General features: G+C 57.1%; 13 protein-coding genes. 11 read left to right on the forward strand and 2 right to left on the reverse strand.

Translation table 11 applies throughout. The features are described 5' to 3' along the window. Positions 1-146 precede the first annotated feature (146 nt). The 5 genes from WFK59_RS02340 (at position 147) to WFK59_RS02360 (ending at position 7421) form a co-directional block, all read left to right on the forward strand. Positions 147-1292, forward strand: a complete 1146-nt coding sequence (locus WFK59_RS02340) for an HlyD family secretion protein (protein ID WP_233984784.1) — start codon at positions 147-149, stop codon at positions 1290-1292. Next, a complete protein-coding gene (locus WFK59_RS02345) occupies positions 1289-2857 on the forward strand; it encodes a DHA2 family efflux MFS transporter permease subunit (protein ID WP_336754938.1) in 1569 nt (522 codons plus the stop codon). Before WFK59_RS02340 ends, WFK59_RS02345 begins: the two co-directional genes overlap by 4 nt. A gap of 1 nt (position 2858) precedes the next feature. Continuing rightward, positions 2859-4391: an efflux transporter outer membrane subunit gene (locus tag WFK59_RS02350; protein ID WP_233984782.1), complete on the forward strand. Its 1533-nt coding sequence runs from the start codon at positions 2859-2861 to the stop codon at positions 4389-4391. A gap of 857 nt (positions 4392-5248) precedes the next feature. Beyond that, on the forward strand, positions 5249-5650 hold the full coding sequence (locus WFK59_RS02355; RefSeq protein ID WP_233984780.1) for an H-NS family histone-like protein: 402 nt from the start codon (positions 5249-5251) through the stop codon (positions 5648-5650). A gap of 178 nt (positions 5651-5828) precedes the next feature. Next, the gene (locus tag WFK59_RS02360; protein WP_233984779.1) at positions 5829-7421 is read left to right on the forward strand and encodes an ABC-F family ATPase; all 1593 of its coding nucleotides are present in this window, start codon (positions 5829-5831) and stop codon (positions 7419-7421) included. Between the two features lie 97 nt (positions 7422-7518). Here WFK59_RS02360 and moeB read toward each other — a convergent pair whose 3' ends face one another. Both moeB and moeA read right to left on the reverse strand, forming a co-directional pair. Continuing rightward, positions 7519-8277 (reverse strand): molybdopterin-synthase adenylyltransferase MoeB, encoded by a 759-nt coding sequence (gene moeB, locus WFK59_RS02365; RefSeq protein WP_336754939.1) that lies wholly within the window; start codon positions 8275-8277, stop codon positions 7519-7521. Beyond that, complete coding sequence (gene moeA / locus WFK59_RS02370) at positions 8278-9513, reverse strand: molybdopterin molybdotransferase MoeA (RefSeq protein ID WP_336754940.1); 1236 nt, start codon at positions 9511-9513, stop codon at positions 8278-8280. Between the two features lie 277 nt (positions 9514-9790). Between moeA and WFK59_RS02375 the strand changes: the two genes are divergently transcribed. The 6 genes from WFK59_RS02375 to WFK59_RS02400 are packed head-to-tail and all read left to right on the forward strand — an operon-like array spanning position 9791 to position 16530. After that, a complete protein-coding gene (locus tag WFK59_RS02375; protein WP_233984776.1) occupies positions 9791-10750 on the forward strand; it encodes an isoaspartyl peptidase/L-asparaginase family protein in 960 nt (319 codons plus the stop codon). Between the two features lie 9 nt (positions 10751-10759). Then, positions 10760-12616, forward strand: a complete 1857-nt coding sequence (locus WFK59_RS02380) for a dipeptide ABC transporter ATP-binding protein (protein WP_233984775.1) — start codon at positions 10760-10762, stop codon at positions 12614-12616. A 54-nt stretch (positions 12617-12670) separates the two neighbouring features. Beyond that, a complete protein-coding gene (gene gsiB, locus WFK59_RS02385) occupies positions 12671-14206 on the forward strand; it encodes a glutathione ABC transporter substrate-binding protein GsiB (protein WP_262287753.1) in 1536 nt (511 codons plus the stop codon). A gap of 46 nt (positions 14207-14252) precedes the next feature. After that, positions 14253-15182, forward strand: a complete 930-nt coding sequence (gene gsiC / locus WFK59_RS02390) for a glutathione ABC transporter permease GsiC (protein ID WP_336754941.1) — start codon at positions 14253-14255, stop codon at positions 15180-15182. Then, a complete protein-coding gene (gsiD, locus tag WFK59_RS02395) occupies positions 15179-16084 on the forward strand; it encodes a glutathione ABC transporter permease GsiD (protein ID WP_336754942.1) in 906 nt (301 codons plus the stop codon). Before gsiC ends, gsiD begins: the two co-directional genes overlap by 4 nt. Beyond that, complete coding sequence (locus WFK59_RS02400; RefSeq protein WP_233984772.1) at positions 16081-16530, forward strand: DUF4385 domain-containing protein; 450 nt, start codon at positions 16081-16083, stop codon at positions 16528-16530. Before gsiD ends, WFK59_RS02400 begins: the two co-directional genes overlap by 4 nt. The last annotated feature ends 14 nt before the right edge of the window (positions 16531-16544 follow it).

Consider the following 16544-nt stretch of genomic DNA (forward strand, 5'->3'; position numbering starts at 1 on the left):
TCAGATCCTGCTGCCGTTCACAGGTGGCAGGACGTGCCTCTTTTCTCAAGTTAAGTAAAGTTGCACTGGATTTTGTCAATTTCCGATCTAAGGTTAACGAGACCTTTTATGCCCGGGAATTAGGGCCTTAGCCAGTGATGGGAACTATGAGCGAGAACAACCAACGCGATCCACACCAGCAGGACGCCGATAACGCGTCGGATAAGACCAATCAGTCTGATGAAAATCAGCAGCAGGATCAGCAGCCTGAACGCAAGCGACCCGGTAAAAAGCCGTTGATTATTCTGGCGATTGTGGTGGTGGTGATGCTGATTGTGGGTTTCTGGTTCTGGTTCTCTACCCGTAATCAGGAGACCACTGACGATGCCTTCACCGAAGGCGATGCCGTGACGATTGCCCCGAAAGCGTCCGGTTATGTGGTGAAGCTGCTGGTTAAAGATAATCAGCGGGTGAAGAAGGGCGATCTGCTGGTCGAAATCGATCCCAGCGACAATAAGGCCCAGCGCGATCAGGCGAAGGCGCAACTCGGCCTGGCGGTGGCTCAGCTGCATCAGGCACAGGCGCAGCTGGCGCTGTCGCGGGTGCAGTATCCGGCTCAGCGCGACCAGGCATTAGCCGATCAGGCCAAAGCGGAAGCGAACCTGCTTAACGCGCAGGCGGATTACCGTCGCCAGCGGGGCGTTGACCCGCGCGCCACCAGCCAGCGTAATATTGACACCGCGGCGGCGCAGTTACGCTCGGCGCAGGCCCAGTTGCAGAGCGCGAAAGCGCAGGTAGAAGTGGCGTCGCAGGTGCAGTTGCAGATTCGCCAGCAGGAAACCAACGTTGAAGCGCGTCAGCAACAGGTCGAACAGGCGAAAGCGCAGCTCAACACTGCCGATCTCAATCTCTCTTATACCCAGGTCCGCGCGCCGTACGACGGATTTGTCACCAAACGTAATGTGCAGCCCGGTACGCTGGTTCAGGCAGGAACTTCCCTGTTTTCGCTGGTTTCTCCCGATATCTGGATCACTGCCAACTTCAAAGAGTCGCAGCTTGAACGCATGAATCCCGGCGACAAAGTGGCGATTACCGTCGATGCCTGGCCGGATATGAAGCTGGAAGGGCACGTCGACAGTATTCAGATGGGCTCCGGTTCGCGCTTCTCGACCTTCCCGTCAGAAAATGCCACCGGTAACTACGTCAAAATTGTTCAGCGTGTGCCGGTGAAAATCGTGATTGATAAAGGTCTGGACCCGAATCATCCGCTGCCGCTTGGTCTGTCGGTTGAACCGAAGGTGACGGTGGAATGAGTGCCACCCAGAGCTGGAAACCGGCCAGCAATCCGTGGTTAGTGGCGATCACGGTCACCCTGGCGGTGTTCATGGAGATTCTCGACACCACGATTGTCAACGTGGCGCTGCCGCACATCGCCGGTTCGCTCTCTTCCAGCTACGATGAGTCAACCTGGGTACTGACCTCCTATCTGGTGGCGAACGGCATTGTGCTGCCGATCTCCGCTTTCTTCAGCCGTCTGTTTGGGCGTAAACAGTTCTTCCTGATCTGTATCGTGATGTTCACCATCTGCTCATTTCTGTGCGGCATCGCCACCGAACTGTGGCAAATTATTCTGTTCCGCGTGTTACAGGGCTTTTTTGGTGGTGGCCTGCAGCCGGTGCAACAGTCGGTGCTGCTGGACTATTTTAAAGCCGAAGATCGCGGCAAAGCGTTTGGCCTCTCGTCTATTGCGATCATCGTTGCGCCGGTTATCGGCCCGACGCTGGGCGGCTGGATCACCGATAACTACAGCTGGCGCTGGGTGTTCTTTATCAATATTCCGGTCGGCGTGCTCACCGTACTGGCGATCTACCAGCTGCTGGAAGATCCGCCGTGGGAGCGCAAATGGGCCAAGGGTAAACTCAAGATCGATTACATCGGTATCAGTCTGATCACGCTGGGTCTCGGCTGTCTGCAGGTGATGCTCGATCGCGGCGAGGATGAGGACTGGTTCGCTTCGCACTTCATTGTGCTGTTTGCCATTCTGGCGCTGATCGGCATTGTTGGCGCGATCTACTGGCTGATGTATGCCCGCAAACCGGTGGTCGATATTCTGGTGATGAAAGACCGCAATTTCTGGGTTGCCGGGCTGTTGATGGCCGGGATGGCGATGATCCTTTATGGCAGCTCGGTGGTGTTACCGCAGCTGGCGCAGCAGGATCTGGGTTATACCGCCACCTGGTCCGGTCTGGTGCTGTCACCCGGTGCGGTGCTGATTGTACTGACGATCCCGCTGGTGCTGAAGCTGATGCCGATTGTGCAGACGCGTTACATCATCGCCTTTGGTTTCAGCTGTCTGGCGGTGGCCTTCCTCTACTCCGCTACGCTGACCCCCAACGTCGATTTCACCACGCTGGTACTGATGCGCAGTGCGCAGTCAATTGGCCTCGGTTTCCTGTTTGTGCCGCTGACGACGATTGCGTTTGTTACTATTCCGCAGCGGCTTAACGCTGACGCCTCGGCGCTGTTTACCATGTTCCGTAACGTCGCCGGGTCGATTGGCATTTCATTATCGACCGCTGCCATCACCGAGCGTGAGCAGGTCCGTTCCGCCCATATGGTGCATAACATGACGCCGCTCAACGAGCCGTTCAATATCACCGTTCAGCACTGGGCGCAGGCGATACGCGACTTTACCTCAGCGGTCGGCGATCCGATCACCCTGGCGACCGGTCAGCTCTATCAGGAGATGATCGCCCAGTCGCGCATTCTCGCTTACATCGATGTTTTCTCAGGCCTGAGTATTGTCGCCCTGATTTTGATTCCATTTTGTTGGCTGCTGTCGCCGATTAAGAGCGAAGGCAGTGCAGGAGCACACTGACATGAAGGTTATTACTTCCCGCGGCCTGAAACCGTTGAGCCTGTTAACGCTGGCAATGTGGCTGGCTGGCTGTGCCGTCGGGCCAGATTATCAGGCCCCGAAACCCACGCTGCCTGGCAGCTATAACACCCTGGATTCGCAGGAAGCGTCAAAGCCGCAGAGTGCGGCGATCAACTCGCGCTGGTGGCGAACCTTTAACGATCCGCAACTCGACAGCCTGATTGCCCGGGCGATTGAGGGCAACCTGACGCTGCAACAGGCGGTGCTGCGCATTGCCGGCGCGCGTGAGCAGCTGAGCCAGGCGCAGGGCGGCCTGTTTCCCAGCCTCAACGGTTCGGCCAAAGTTAATCGCCAGCAGCTGGGTCTGGAAGGATTGCTGAAAGCCAATGGCGCAACCGACCAGCTCGACAGTAATGTCGCCAGCCAGCTCGATGGCCTGACGCAGCCGGTCACCCTTTATCAGGGCAGTTTCGATGCCAGCTGGGAACTGGACCTGTGGGGCAAAGTGCGCCGTCAGGTTGAATCCGCCAATGCTCAGCAGCAGGCGGCGATTGAGCAGCGCAACGATGCGCTGGTGTCGCTGGAAGCGGAAGTCGCGCGCGCCTGGCTGCAACTGCGCGGCGCGCAAAGTACTATCCAGACGCTGCAGCAGCAGATTGATGTGGCACAGCAGACCGTCGAACTGACTCAGAGCCAGCAGCGTAACGGGCTGGCACCCTTAACCGATGTGGAGAACGCCCGCGCCCAGCTCAGTAGCCTGCAGGCGCAGCTGCCGCAGTATCAGTCACAGGCGCGCCAGGCGATGAATGGGTTAGCGGTGCTGCTGGGCAAAACGCCGGGTTCGCTGGATGCGGAACTCAGTACGCCTAAAGCGTTACCGCCGCTGCCGCAGTTTGTCCCGGTCGGCATTCCTTCCACGCTGGCCCGCCGTCGTCCCGATATTCGTCAGGCGGAAGCGACGCTGCATGCACAGACAGCAGAGATTGGCGTCTCCGTGGCGCAGCTATTCCCTAGTCTCTCCCTGACCGGCCAGCTTGGCGTGCGCAACACCGACGTCAGCTATCTGGATAACTGGAGCAGTCACTTCTACAGCTACGGTCCCGCCTTATCGATTCCGATTTTCCAGGGCGGACGGCTGGTGTCGAGCGTTAAGCTGGCACGCGCACAGCAGGCCAGCGCCGCACTCGATTATCGCCAGACGGTGCTGACCGCCTTACAGGATGTGGAAAATGCGCTGGTCAGCTATCGCGCCGATCAGCAGCGCGTCACCGCGCTGGACCAAACCACCGGTTCGCTGCAGCGTGCCTTTGATCTCGCCAGCGACAGCTATCGTCAGGGACTTTCAACCTTCCTGGAGGTGCTGGATGCGCAGCGTCAGCTGGCGCAGGCTGAAGAACAGGCCACCCAGGCACGGATGCAGAGCGCGCTGGATTTAGTCGCTTTGTATAAAGCGCTGGGCGGCGGCTGGGAAACCTATCAGAACGTCGACCTGCCGCAATATTCTGTATTTGGTCCAGCGACCACGGTTAATTAATCGCCAGGCTGTGGCAGCATACGCGCTGCCACAGCCTGTTAACGCCTCACCCGCGTTGTCGTTTTTGAGGACAGCAGCCTGCGCTATTTACCCATTATTTTCGCGTTAACACCTTGAATAATATCTCTTCCTCTCCATTTTCGCCGTCGGGCAGGGAGGAAAATAAAACAGCATGACTGTCAGGACTATTATCTTGTGCCGCGGCGCAGGGCTGGGCATTATTTTGCAACCCGGATAAATAACCTCATTTTAACCCTGCATCGGGTGCGGGCTTTTTGCGTTTTTATTCACGGCGCTGGATTTTAAGCCTGCCAGCTGTAGCCCCTAATAGGTCGGGCGGTGCCCTGGCTAATCTGTCATCCTGCGGCCGGTCACCTGAGGATTATCCGACAGTCAGCGTCCGACGCCACAAATTGTTTAAAACCGCCGCGTCAGGAAATAAAAAATTGCAGGCTGGATACACCTTTTGCGCTATTACCGCGCAGAAGCGGGGACATTTTGAACCTTAATCTGTAACCTTGTGTGACTGAGATCGAAATTCAGACAGCCGTTAATGATCTTTTTTTCTGGCGACATCGCAAAAATAAACAGTTCCGGCGGACGGTTTCCCCCGCAGCTCTCTGCCGGGCGCGGCAGGCAACGGATGCATGAAATCGATTCCAGCACCAGAAGTGCAGCGCCGTTCGGTGTTAATTCAGCGTTAATAAAACGTCAGGAATTAGCCGCTAGCGTTGACGAGGAATTTTAAAATTAACCGATAAGAATTATCCGTAGCGTAAAAATAATTTATTTTTTTATTTGAATTAGGTAATCTTGTCGCTACAGTTTTATTAACCCCCTTAATCAAGGACATTGTGATGAGTGACGCATTTAAAGTTCTGAACAATATTCGCACATTACGTGCCCAGGCCCGTGAACTGCCATTGAGCGATCTGGAAGAGATCCTGGAAAAATTAACCGTTGTCGTTACCGAGCGCCGTGAAGAAGCGGAAGCGGAAGAGACGCAAAATCGCGAAAAAGAAGAAAAGCTGTCGAAATATCGCGAAATGCTGCTGGCTGACGGCATCGATCCTAATGAATTATTAGGTGCGCTGGAAACCGGTAAAAAACGCGCTAAGCGTGCGCCGCGTCCGGCTAAATATTCTTACACCGACGAAAACGGTGAGAAAAAATCATGGACCGGCCAGGGCCGTACCCCGGCAGCGATTAAAAAAGCGCTGGACGCCGGTAAAAGCCTGGACAGTTTCCTGATCGATTGATCGACACAATCCTTGTAAGTGGGAGCCGGGGGGCCATTATGGCCTTCCGGCTTTTTTATTTCTGTCGGGATATCAATCACCACGCCCGCAATCCACGGCTGATGCTGGCGTGCGCTGCGTCACATCTGGCATAATAGCCGCCGTTTTTTCATCCACTCTCTTCACAAAGGTCAATGCCGTGTTAGTTAGCAGCAATATCACCATGCAGTTTGGCAGCAAGCCACTGTTCGAGAACATCTCCGTTAAATTTGGCGGCGGTAATCGTTACGGTTTAATCGGTGCGAACGGCAGCGGAAAATCCACCTTCATGAAGATTCTGGGTGGCGATCTGGTGCCTTCTGGCGGCAACGTCTCATACGATCCGAATGAAAGGATCGGTAAGTTACGCCAGGATCAGTTCGCCTTTGAACAATATAGCGTGCTCGACACCGTGATTATGGGTCACCATGAATTATGGGAAGTGAAGCAGGAACGCGATCGTATTTATTCTTTGCCGGAAATGAGCGAAGAGGAAGGGTATAAAGTTGCCGACCTTGAAGCCGTTTACGGTGAAATGGACGGCTACAGCGCCGAATCCCGCGCTGGCGAGTTATTACTGGGCGTTGGCATTCCGGTTGAGCAGCATTATGGCCCGATGAGCGAAATTGCGCCGGGCTTTAAATTGCGTGTGCTGCTGGCGCAGGCGCTGTTCTCGAATCCTGATATTTTGTTACTGGACGAACCAACCAATAACCTGGATATCGATACCATCCGCTGGCTGGAGCAGGTGCTGAACGAACGCGACAGCACCATGATTATCATTTCGCACGATCGTCACTTCCTTAATATGGTCTGTACCCACATGGCTGATTTGGATTATGGCGAGCTGCGGGTCTATTCCGGTAATTATGATGAATATATGACCGCAGCGACCCAGGCGCGTGAACGTCTGTTAGCGGATAACGCCAAGAAAAAGGCGCAGATTGCCGATCTGCAATCTTTCGTCAGCCGCTTTAGCGCCAACGCCTCTAAATCCCGTCAGGCAACCTCGCGTGCTAAACAGATGGATAAAATTAAACTGGATGAAGTAAAAGCATCCAGCCGTCAGAACCCGTTTATCCGTTTTGAGCAGGACAAGAAGCTGTTCCGTAATGCGCTGGAAGTGGAAGGCTTAACCAAAGGCTTTGATAACGGTCCGCTGTTTAAAAATTTAAACCTGCTGCTGGAAGTTGGTGAAAAACTGGCGGTGATCGGGGCTAACGGTATCGGTAAATCAACCTTTCTGAAAACCCTGGTCAGCGAGATGACGCCTGACAATGGCAGCGTTAAATGGTCAGAGAATGCGCGTATCGGCTATTACGCGCAGGATCATGCTGAAGATTTTGCTAATGACCTGACGGTATTTGACTGGATGAGTCAGTGGAAGCAGGCTGGCGATGATGAGCAGAGCGTGCGCAGTATTCTTGGCCGCCTGTTATTCTCTCAGGATGATATTAAGAAACCGGCCAAAGTGCTGTCCGGTGGTGAGAAAGGTCGTATGCTGTTCGGTAAGCTGATGATGGAAAAACCGAACATCCTGATTATGGATGAGCCGACCAACCACCTCGATATGGAATCCATTGAGTCGCTGAATATGGCGCTGGAGATGTACGAAGGCACGCTGATTTTCGTTTCGCATGACCGTGAATTTGTCAGCTCGCTGGCGACCCGGGTCATGGAGATTAAATCGGATCGGGTGGTGGACTTCACCGGTAATTACGAAGATTACCTGCGCAGTCAGGGCATCGTCTGATGGAAACGGGGTGGCACAGGCCACCCCGTTTTTTTTGGTGGTCAGGTGGTCAGGTGGTTCAGCGCAGGCTCAGGGAGCAGAGACGTTCCTGCCGACGCTACGCGTTCCCACCACACACTTCACACTGCGCGTCCTGCGCCACTTTCATGCTGCGAAACTCCGCACTTAGCGCATCGTACATCAGCAACCGACTGGTGGCGGGCGTACCGTAATTCGCCAGCAGCTTAATCGCCTCCATAGCCTGCATTGCGCCAATCACCCCAACCAGCGGTGCCATGACGCCCGCTTCGACACAGCTCAGCGTCTGCTCGCCAAACAGTCGGCTGATACAGCGGTAGCAGGGCGTACCCGGCTGCCAGCTGAACACGCTAATCTGGCCTTCCATCCGGATTGCCGCGCCCGAGACCAGCGGCACCTGCAACTGACGACACAGCCGGTTGAGCTGCTCGCGCGCCGTCACGTTGTCGGTACAGTCCAGCACCACCTGCTGCCGGGCGATCAGCGCCCGCAGCGCCGCATCGTCCAGTTCACCGTTTACCGGCTGCAGATGGCAGTGAGGATTGATGGCTGCCAGGCTACGGGCGGCGGAATCGACCTTAGCGTGACCAATATCCGCGTCGTGGTGCAGAATCTGCCGCTGTAGATTGGAGTGTGAAACGCTGTCGAAATCGAGCAGCGTCAGGGTACCGACGCCCGCTGATGCCAGATACGGCGCGGCGGCACAGCCCAGCCCACCCAGACCGACAATCAGCGCATGACTGGCTTTCAGCCGCTCCTGACCGTCAAAATCGAAGCCGCGCAGGACAATCTGCCGGTTGTAGCGCAGCATTTCCTCATCCGTTAATTCAGGCAGCATTTATCCCTCCAGCAGTGCATTGAACGGCTCGACCTCGACCCACTCGCCCGGTTCAACGTTGCCACGCTCGCGCTCCAGCACGATGAAACAGTTGGCCGCGGCAAAAGAGCTGAAGATGTGTGAACCCTGCATACCGGTGGTGTGAACCTCGAGTTCGCCGTCAACATTCTGGCGCAGGATGCCGCGCTGAAAATCGAGCCGGCCTGGCGATTTTTTCAGGCGTGAGGCGCTGCGCACTTTCTGACGCGGCGGCAACGCCGCTTTTTTCTGACCGGTCAGAGCGGCGAGCAGCGGTTGCACCAGTTGATAAAAGGTGACCGCAGCGGAAACCGGATTACCCGGCAACCCGCAGAACCAGCTGCTGGCGAGACGGCCAAAGGCAAAAGGTTTACCGGGCTTGATCGCCAGCTTCCAGAAACTGATGGCACCCAGCTCTTCCAGCATATTTTTAGTGAAGTCTGCTTCGCCCACCGACACGCCGCCGGTACTGATCACCACATCAGCCTGACGGTCGGCTTCCTCAAATGCAGCCCGCAGCGCGACCGGATCGTCTTTAACAATGCCGAGGTCGATCACCTCACAGCCCAGTTTGTGCAGCATCAGCGAGACCGCAAAGCGGTTCGTGTCATAAATCTGTCCGGCCGCCAGCGGCTGGCCCACCGGCTGCAGCTCGTCGCCGGTTGAAAAAATCGCCACTCGCAGTTTACGCCGCACGGCGACCTGGGCGATACCCAGCGATGCCAGTAGCGGCAGCTCAGCCGCGCCCAGCCGCACGCCAGCGTCAAGCACCACATGACCTGGCTGGATATCATCACCGGTCAGGCGAATATTTTGCCCGGCACGCACCGGTGCGGTAATCACAATCGAATCACCCTGCGTTTCAGTCTGTTCCTGCATCACTACCGCCTCACAGCCTGGCGGAATCGGCGCACCAGTCATGATTCGCACTACGCTGCCGTGCGGCCATTCACCACTAAAGGGCGCACCCGCAAAAGCCTTACCGGCAACCGGCAACGGCTCACCGCGACTGACATCTGCCAGCCGCACCGCATAGCCATCCATCGCTGAATTATCAAATGGCGGCACCGCAATCGGCGAGGTGACAGCAACGGCGGTAATACGGCCGACCGCTTCCGTCAGCGGAACGCTCAATGAGTCGGTGATTGGCTTCAGCTGCGCCAGCATGGTCTGTTGAGCCTCCTCAAGGGAGATCAATCCTGCAGTAAAACTTTCCATGATTATTCCAGTCGGGTTATTTCAGATGCTGCTTATTATGGTGGGAATTGTCCGCTGAGTCACATCGCTATCCGCGCGCGCTGACATCCGCCGTGTTCCTGCCGGTGGCAAGCCCGGCTAAAGTGAAATATCGCCGGAAGAAAAGGTTATAACCATCGGAACAGTTTCTGCTTTACAACACTTAGCAGGCTTTCTATAGTCAAAAATCAGCAAAAATGGATGAAAACCATTCTAAATCAGTGTTTTTCGTGCTGATGCAACCACAGGACAGAGCGTTATGGTCAAAGCAGTGATTGCCATTCATGGTGGGGCAGGCGCGATTACGCGTGCTGCAATGAGCGACGAAAAGGAGCAGCACTATCGTCAGGCCCTGCTTGACATTGTGACGCACGGTCAGCAGATGCTGGCGCAGGGAGCCAGCGCACTCGACGTGGTGACGGAAGCGGTGCGTCAGCTGGAAGAGTGTCCGCTGTTTAACGCGGGCAAAGGGGCCGTCTTCACTCATCAGGGTACTCATGAGCTGGACGCCTGCGTGATGGATGGCCGCACGCTGAACGTCGGGGCGGTGGCGGGTGTCTGCCGGGTACGTAACCCGGTACTGGCGGCGCGCGCCGTGCTGGAGCAGAGCCCGCATGTGCTGTTTATCGGTGAAGGCGCAGAGCAGTTCGCCGAGGCGCAGGGCCTGACGCCGGTGGCAGCAGACTATTTCTCCACCCCAGATCGCTGGGAGCAGCTGCAGCGCGCATTAAACAGCGACGAAGCGGTGCTGGATCATGATGGCGCGGCCGGCGGCGACGATCCGCTCGACCCGGACCGCAAATTTGGCACGGTAGGCGCCGTGGCGCTCGATCTCGAGGGTAATCTGGCTGCGGCAACCTCCACCGGCGGCATGACCAATAAGCAGGCGGGACGGGTCGGTGATTCGCCGCTGCCGGGCGCGGGCTGTTACGCCAGCAACGACAGCGTGGCGGTCTCCTGTACCGGCACCGGTGAAGTTTTTATCCGCACCCTGGCGGCCTACGATGTGGCGGCACAGATGCGTTATGCCGGTCGCACGCTTCAGCAGGCCAGCGTCAACGTCATCCACGATAGCGTGCTGGAGCTGGGTGGCAGCGGCGGTCTGATCGCCGTCGATCGTGAAGGCAACGTGGCGCTGCCGTTTAATAGCGAAGGAATGTACCGTGCCTCAGCACGGGTCGGTGAGGCGGCAGATGTGGCGATTTATCGCGACAGTTAAGGAGCAGGCATGAACCATCGGCAGGCGTTGCCGCCGCTGGCATCGGAGCAGGTGCTGGCAGTTCGCGATCTTAATGTGCATTTTCAGCAGCAGGGCACGGTCACCCAGGCGGTGCGCCATCTTTCGCTCGATCTGTTTCGCGGTGAAACCCTGGCGCTGGTGGGTGAATCGGGCTCCGGCAAGTCGGTAACCTCGCTGGCGCTGATGCGGCTGATCGAACAGAGCGGCGGCGTGGTGAGCGGTGAGGTGCAGTTGCGTCGCCGCAACGGCGAGGTACTGGATATTATGCGCGCGCCGTCCGGCCAGATGCGGCGGGTGCGCGGAGCCGATATGGCGATGATTTTCCAGGAGCCGATGACCTCGCTCAACCCGGTATTCAGCGTCGGGGAACAGATTGCCGAATCGATTCGTCTGCATCAGGGCAAAAGCCACGCACAGGCGCTGGCGGAAGCGCGCCACATGCTGGACCTGGTGCGTATTCCCGATGCGCAAAATGTCTTGTCTCGCTTCCCGCATCAGCTCTCCGGCGGAATGCGCCAGCGGGTGATGATCGCCATGGCGCTCTGCTGCAAACCGGCGTTGCTGATAGCCGATGAGCCGACCACCGCGCTCGACGTCACCATTCAGGCACAGATCCTGCAACTGATCCGCGTACTGCAAAAAGAGATGCAGATGGGCGTCATTTTTATCACCCACGATATGGGTGTGGTGGCGGAAATGGCCGATCGGGTGCAGGTGATGTATCGCGGCGAAGTGGTGGAAAATGCCCCGGCGGCGCAGCTGTTCAGCGCGCCACGCGAGCCTTACACCCGGGCGTTGCTGGCGGCAGTGCCTAAACTCGGATCGATGCAGGGCCAGCCGCTGCCGGCGAAGTTCCCGCTGTTACAGGGCGGAGAAGAGCAGGAGACGCCGCAGGATACGGTGCGCCGCGACCAGCCGCCAGTTCTGCAGGTACGCGATCTGGTGACCCGTTTTGATATTCGCGGCGGGCTGTTTAACCGGGTGAAAAGCCGGGTACACGCGGTTGAGAAAGTCAGTTTCGACCTCTATGCCGGTGAGACGCTGGCGCTGGTCGGTGAATCGGGTTGCGGTAAATCCACCACCGGTCGCTCCCTGCTGAAGCTGGTGGCCAGCCAGGGCGGCACGCTCACCTTTAACGGACAGCGTATCGACCATCTGCGTGGGGCCGCGCTGGCCCATCTGCGGCGAGACATTCAGTTTATTTTCCAGGACCCTTACGCCTCGCTCGATCCGCGGCTGACGGTAGGCTTTTCCATTATGGAGCCGCTGCTGGTGCACAAGGTGATGCCGCGTCGGGAAGCGGAGCAGCGCGTCGCCTGGCTTCTGGAGAGAGTCGGTCTGCTGCCGGAGCACGCGCAGCGCTATCCGCACGAATTTTCCGGCGGACAGCGCCAGCGCATCTGCATTGCCCGCGCGCTGGCGCTTAACCCGAAAGTGGTGATTGCGGATGAATCGGTTTCGGCGCTGGACGTCTCTATCCAGGCGCAAATCATCAACCTGATGCTCGATTTACAGCGCGAATTTGGTATCGCGTTTCTCTTCATCTCACACGATATGGCGGTGGTAGAGCGTATCAGTCACCGCGTGGCGGTGATGTATCTCGGCCAGATTGTGGAGATGGGGCCGCGTCAGGCGGTGTTTGAGCAGCCGCAGCATCCTTATACCCGCAAACTGATGGCCGCGGTTCCGGTCGCCGATCCGGCGCATCCTCGCCGGGAGCGTGCATTAATGGTTGACGAGATCCCCAGCCCGATTCATGCGTTAGGGGATGAACCTGAAGTGGCACCGTTGATGGAAGTGGCGCCAGGGCATTTTGTCGCCCGCCACGTTATCAGCGCCACCTGAATAGTGAAGATATCGCTTCGGCGACCCACCCGACAGGGATTACAGGAGAACAAGATGCAGATAACGATGCGTAAAGGGTTACTGGCGGCTGGCGTATTAAGCAGCGCCCTTACATTGCCCGCCTGGGCGGCGCAGGATGCGGTGATTGCCGTCGCGTCTAACTTCACCACCCTCGATCCGTATGACGCCAATGACACGCTGTCGCAGGCGGTCGCCAAATCGTTCTATCAGGGGCTGTTTGGTTTTGATAAACAGATGAAGCTGACCAACGTGCTGGCAGAGAGTTATCAGGCCAGTCCGGATGGTCTGACCTACACCATCAAGCTCCGTCCGGGAATTAAATTCCAGGACGGCAGCGACTTCAATGCCGAAGCGGTGAAGGTCAATCTCGACCGTGCCAGCAACCCGGATAATCACCTCAAACGCTATAACCTGTTTAAGCAGATTGCCACCACCGAAGTGATCGATCCGACCACGGTGAAAGTGACCCTGAAGCAACCCTTCTCCGCCTTTATCAATATTCTGGCGCACCCGGCTGCGGCGATGATCTCGCCGACCGCACTGAAAAAATATGGCAAGGATATTGGCTTCCATCCGGTCGGTACCGGTCCGTTTGTGTTTGAAACCTGGAACCAGACTGACTTCGTTAAGGTGAAAAAGTGGGACGGCTACTGGAAGCCGGGCTACCCGAAACTGGACAGCATCACCTGGCGACCGGTAGTGGATAACAACACCCGTGCGGCGATGCTGCAAACCGGAGAAGCTAATTTCGCATTCCCGGTTCCTTATGAGCAGGCGAAATTGCTGGAGAAAAACAGCAAACTTGACGTGGTAACCACGCCGTCGATTATGCAGCGTTACATCAGCCTTAACGTCACCCAGAAGCCGTTCGACAACCCGAAAGTGCGTGAGGCGCTGGAATACGCCATCAACCGTCAGGCGCTGGCCAAAGTGGCGTTTGCCGGTTACGCCACGCCAGCCACCGGTATCGTGCCGCCTGCTATCGATTTCGCTCAGAGCTATCCCGCCATCAGCTATGATCCGGCTAAAGCCAGGGCGTTGCTGAAAGAGGCGGGTTACCCGAACGGCTTCGAAACCACGCTCTGGTCGTCACACAACCACAGCACCGCGCAGAAAGTGTTGCAGTTCACTCAGCAGCAGCTGGCGCAGGTTGGCGTGAAGGTTAAGGTAACCGCGATGGATGCCGGTCAGCGTGCGGCAGAAGTGGAAGGCAAAGGGCAGAAAGAGAGCGGTGTACGGATGTTCTACACCGGCTGGTCCGCCTCAACCGGTGAAGCAGACTGGGCGCTGACGCCGCTGTTTGCCACCGCCGCCTGGCCGCCAGCGATCTTTAACACCGCGTTTTACAGCAATCCTAAGGTGGATAAAGATCTGGCAGATGCGCTGAAGACCACTGACCGTGCGCAGAAAGCCCAGCTGTATAAAGATGCTCAGGACACCATCTGGCAGGATCATCCGTGGATCCCGCTGGTGGTTGAGCAACTGGTGTCTGCCAACAGCAAAAATCTCAGCGGTTTTTATGTGATGCCCGATACCTCATTCAGTTTTGATGAGGCCAGTCTGAAGTAACGGAGCCGGCCAGCCCGCGTGGCTGGCCGCAGCTGCAGGATGTTGCATGTTTAACTATTTTATTAAGCGGCTGTTGGGGCTGATCCCCACCTTGCTGATTGTTGCGGTGATGGTGTTTCTGTTTGTTCACCTGCTGCCGGGCGATCCGGCGCGCCTGATTGCCGGACCGGAGGCGGATGCCTCGGTGGTGGCGCTGGTGCGGCAGGAACTGGGACTGGATCTGCCGCTGCCGCAGCAGTTCTGGCACTTTATTCTTAATGCGCTGCAGGGCGATTTCGGCCAGTCGATGGTATCGAAACGGCCGGTGGCGGATGAGATCGCTTCGCGCTTTATGCCGACATTGTGGCTGACCCTGACCAGCATGATCTGGGCCGTGATATTTGGCATGGCGATTGGCATTGTGTCTGCCGTCTGGCGCAACCGCTGGCCCGATCGCCTCGGCATGACGCTGGCGGTCTCCGGCATTTCGTTTCCGGCTTTTGCCCTCGGCATGTTGCTGATGCAGGTCTTCTCGGTGGAGCTGGGCTGGCTGCCGACGGTGGGCGCGGAGAGCTGGCAACATTATATTCTGCCGTCGATAACCCTGGGAGCGGCGGTGGCGGCAGTGATGGCGCGTTTTACCCGTGCCTCTTTTGTTGAAGTAATGCAGGAAGATTACATGCGTACCGCGCGCGCCAAAGGGGTGCGCGAGTCGCTGGTGGTGGTGAAACATGGATTGCGCAACGCGATGATCCCGGTGGTCACCATGATGGGCCTGCAGTTCGGCTTTCTGCTCGGCGGATCGATTGTGGTCGAGGTGGTGTTTAACTGGCCGGGCCTGGGTCGGCTGCTGGTTGATTCCGTCACGATGCGCGACTATCCGGTGATCCAGGCGGAAGTGCTGCTGTTTTCACTGGAGTTCATTCTGATCAATCTGATCGTCGATATGTTGTATGCGGTGATCAATCCCGCCATTCGCTTTAAGGAATCGCGATGAAAAACTGGCGACGCGATGCGTCCCTGAAAACGCTGCCGCTGATCAAGGAGAACCGGGTACGCACCCCGTGGCGTGAGTTCTGGCGGCGTTTCCGGCAACAGCCGGTGGCGCTGCTGGCCGGGCTGTTTGTGCTGGTGCTGATTGTACTGGCGTTTATCGCGCCTTACGTGGCGCCGTTTGATGCTGAAAATTATTTCGATTATGACCGGCTGAATGATGGGCCCTCGCTGCTGCACTGGTTTGGGGTTGATTCACTGGGCCGCGATATTTTCAGCCGGGTATTGGTAGGAACCCGTATCTCACTGATTGCTGGCTTCTTCTCGGTGGCCATCGGTGCGCTGATCGGTACGCTGTTTGGGCTGCTGGCGGGCTACTACGAAGGCTGGTGGGACCGCATAACCATGCGCGTGTGCGACGTGCTGTTCGCTTTTCCCGGTATCCTGCTGGCGATTGCGGTGGTGGCGATCATGGGCAGCGGCATGAGCAACGTGATCGTGGCGGTGGCGATCTTCAGTATCCCGGCGTTTGCCCGCCTGGTGCGCGGCAATACGCTGGTGCTGAAGCATCAGACCTATATTGAGTCGGCGCGCAGCATCGGCGCATCGGACTGGACCATTATCATGCGCCATATCCTGCCGGGTACCGTCTCGCCGATTGTGGTCTATTTCACCATGCGCGTCGGCACCTCTATCATTACCGCTGCCAGCCTGTCGTTCCTTGGACTGGGCGCGCAACCGCCGACGCCGGAGTGGGGCGCTATGCTGAATGAGGCGCGGGCCGATATGGTGATTGCGCCGCACGTCGCGATTTTCCCCAGCCTGGCAATCTTCTTCACCGTTCTGGCATTTAATTTACTCGGTGACGGGCTGCGCGACGCGTTGGATCCTAAACTTAAAACATGAAACCTTTCGATTACGATCAGGACTTCACAACCCTCGATTTTCGTCAGCATCCCGAACGTTATCAGGTCGGGCGCGGCGAGCAGGGGGTATTGATGGTCGAGCCTTATAAGAGCGAAATCCTGCCGCACTGGCGTTTTCGTACCGTCCCGATTGCTAAAGAGTCGGCTGAAAAAATCATGGCGCTGTTTGAGGATTACCGTCGGCAGGATGATTTTGTTGGCATGGATATGGCGCGCAAATTTATTCAGATGGGGTATACCCGTGCGCGGCGCTACAGCAATCATCAGGGCGGCCGCAAATATGATGCTGATGGCAAAGAACTGCCGCGGGGCGTTAATGAAGAAAAGGCCGCGGCGGCGGCCGTTTTCAAAGGCTACTGGGATCGGATTCGGGCAGATGAGGATTATCTGAAACGCAAAAAGGCGCATCAGCAGCAGTATGGCTAAGCGCCGGGCCAGTC

The organism is Pantoea sp. USHLN298, from assembly GCF_037149395.1.
GTDB lineage: Bacteria > Pseudomonadota > Gammaproteobacteria > Enterobacterales > Enterobacteriaceae > Pantoea > Pantoea astica.

Coding starts and splice junctions, on each gene's coding strand:
- WFK59_RS02340 (WP_233984784.1), top strand. CDS start 147: ATGAGCGAGAACAACCAACGCGATCCACACCAGCAGGACGCCGATAAC.
- WFK59_RS02345 (WP_336754938.1), top strand. CDS start 1,289: ATGAGTGCCACCCAGAGCTGGAAACCGGCCAGCAATCCGTGGTTAGTG.
- WFK59_RS02350 (WP_233984782.1), top strand. CDS start 2,859: ATGAAGGTTATTACTTCCCGCGGCCTGAAACCGTTGAGCCTGTTAACG.
- WFK59_RS02355 (WP_233984780.1), top strand. CDS start 5,249: ATGAGTGACGCATTTAAAGTTCTGAACAATATTCGCACATTACGTGCC.
- moeB (WP_336754939.1), bottom strand. CDS start 8,277: ATGCTGCCTGAATTAACGGATGAGGAAATGCTGCGCTACAACCGGCAG.
- moeA (WP_336754940.1), bottom strand. CDS start 9,513: ATGGAAAGTTTTACTGCAGGATTGATCTCCCTTGAGGAGGCTCAACAG.
- WFK59_RS02375 (WP_233984776.1), top strand. CDS start 9,791: ATGGTCAAAGCAGTGATTGCCATTCATGGTGGGGCAGGCGCGATTACG.
- WFK59_RS02380 (WP_233984775.1), top strand. CDS start 10,760: ATGAACCATCGGCAGGCGTTGCCGCCGCTGGCATCGGAGCAGGTGCTG.
- gsiB (WP_262287753.1), top strand. CDS start 12,671: ATGCAGATAACGATGCGTAAAGGGTTACTGGCGGCTGGCGTATTAAGC.
- gsiC (WP_336754941.1), top strand. CDS start 14,253: ATGTTTAACTATTTTATTAAGCGGCTGTTGGGGCTGATCCCCACCTTG.
- gsiD (WP_336754942.1), top strand. CDS start 15,179: ATGAAAAACTGGCGACGCGATGCGTCCCTGAAAACGCTGCCGCTGATC.
- WFK59_RS02400 (WP_233984772.1), top strand. CDS start 16,081: ATGAAACCTTTCGATTACGATCAGGACTTCACAACCCTCGATTTTCGT.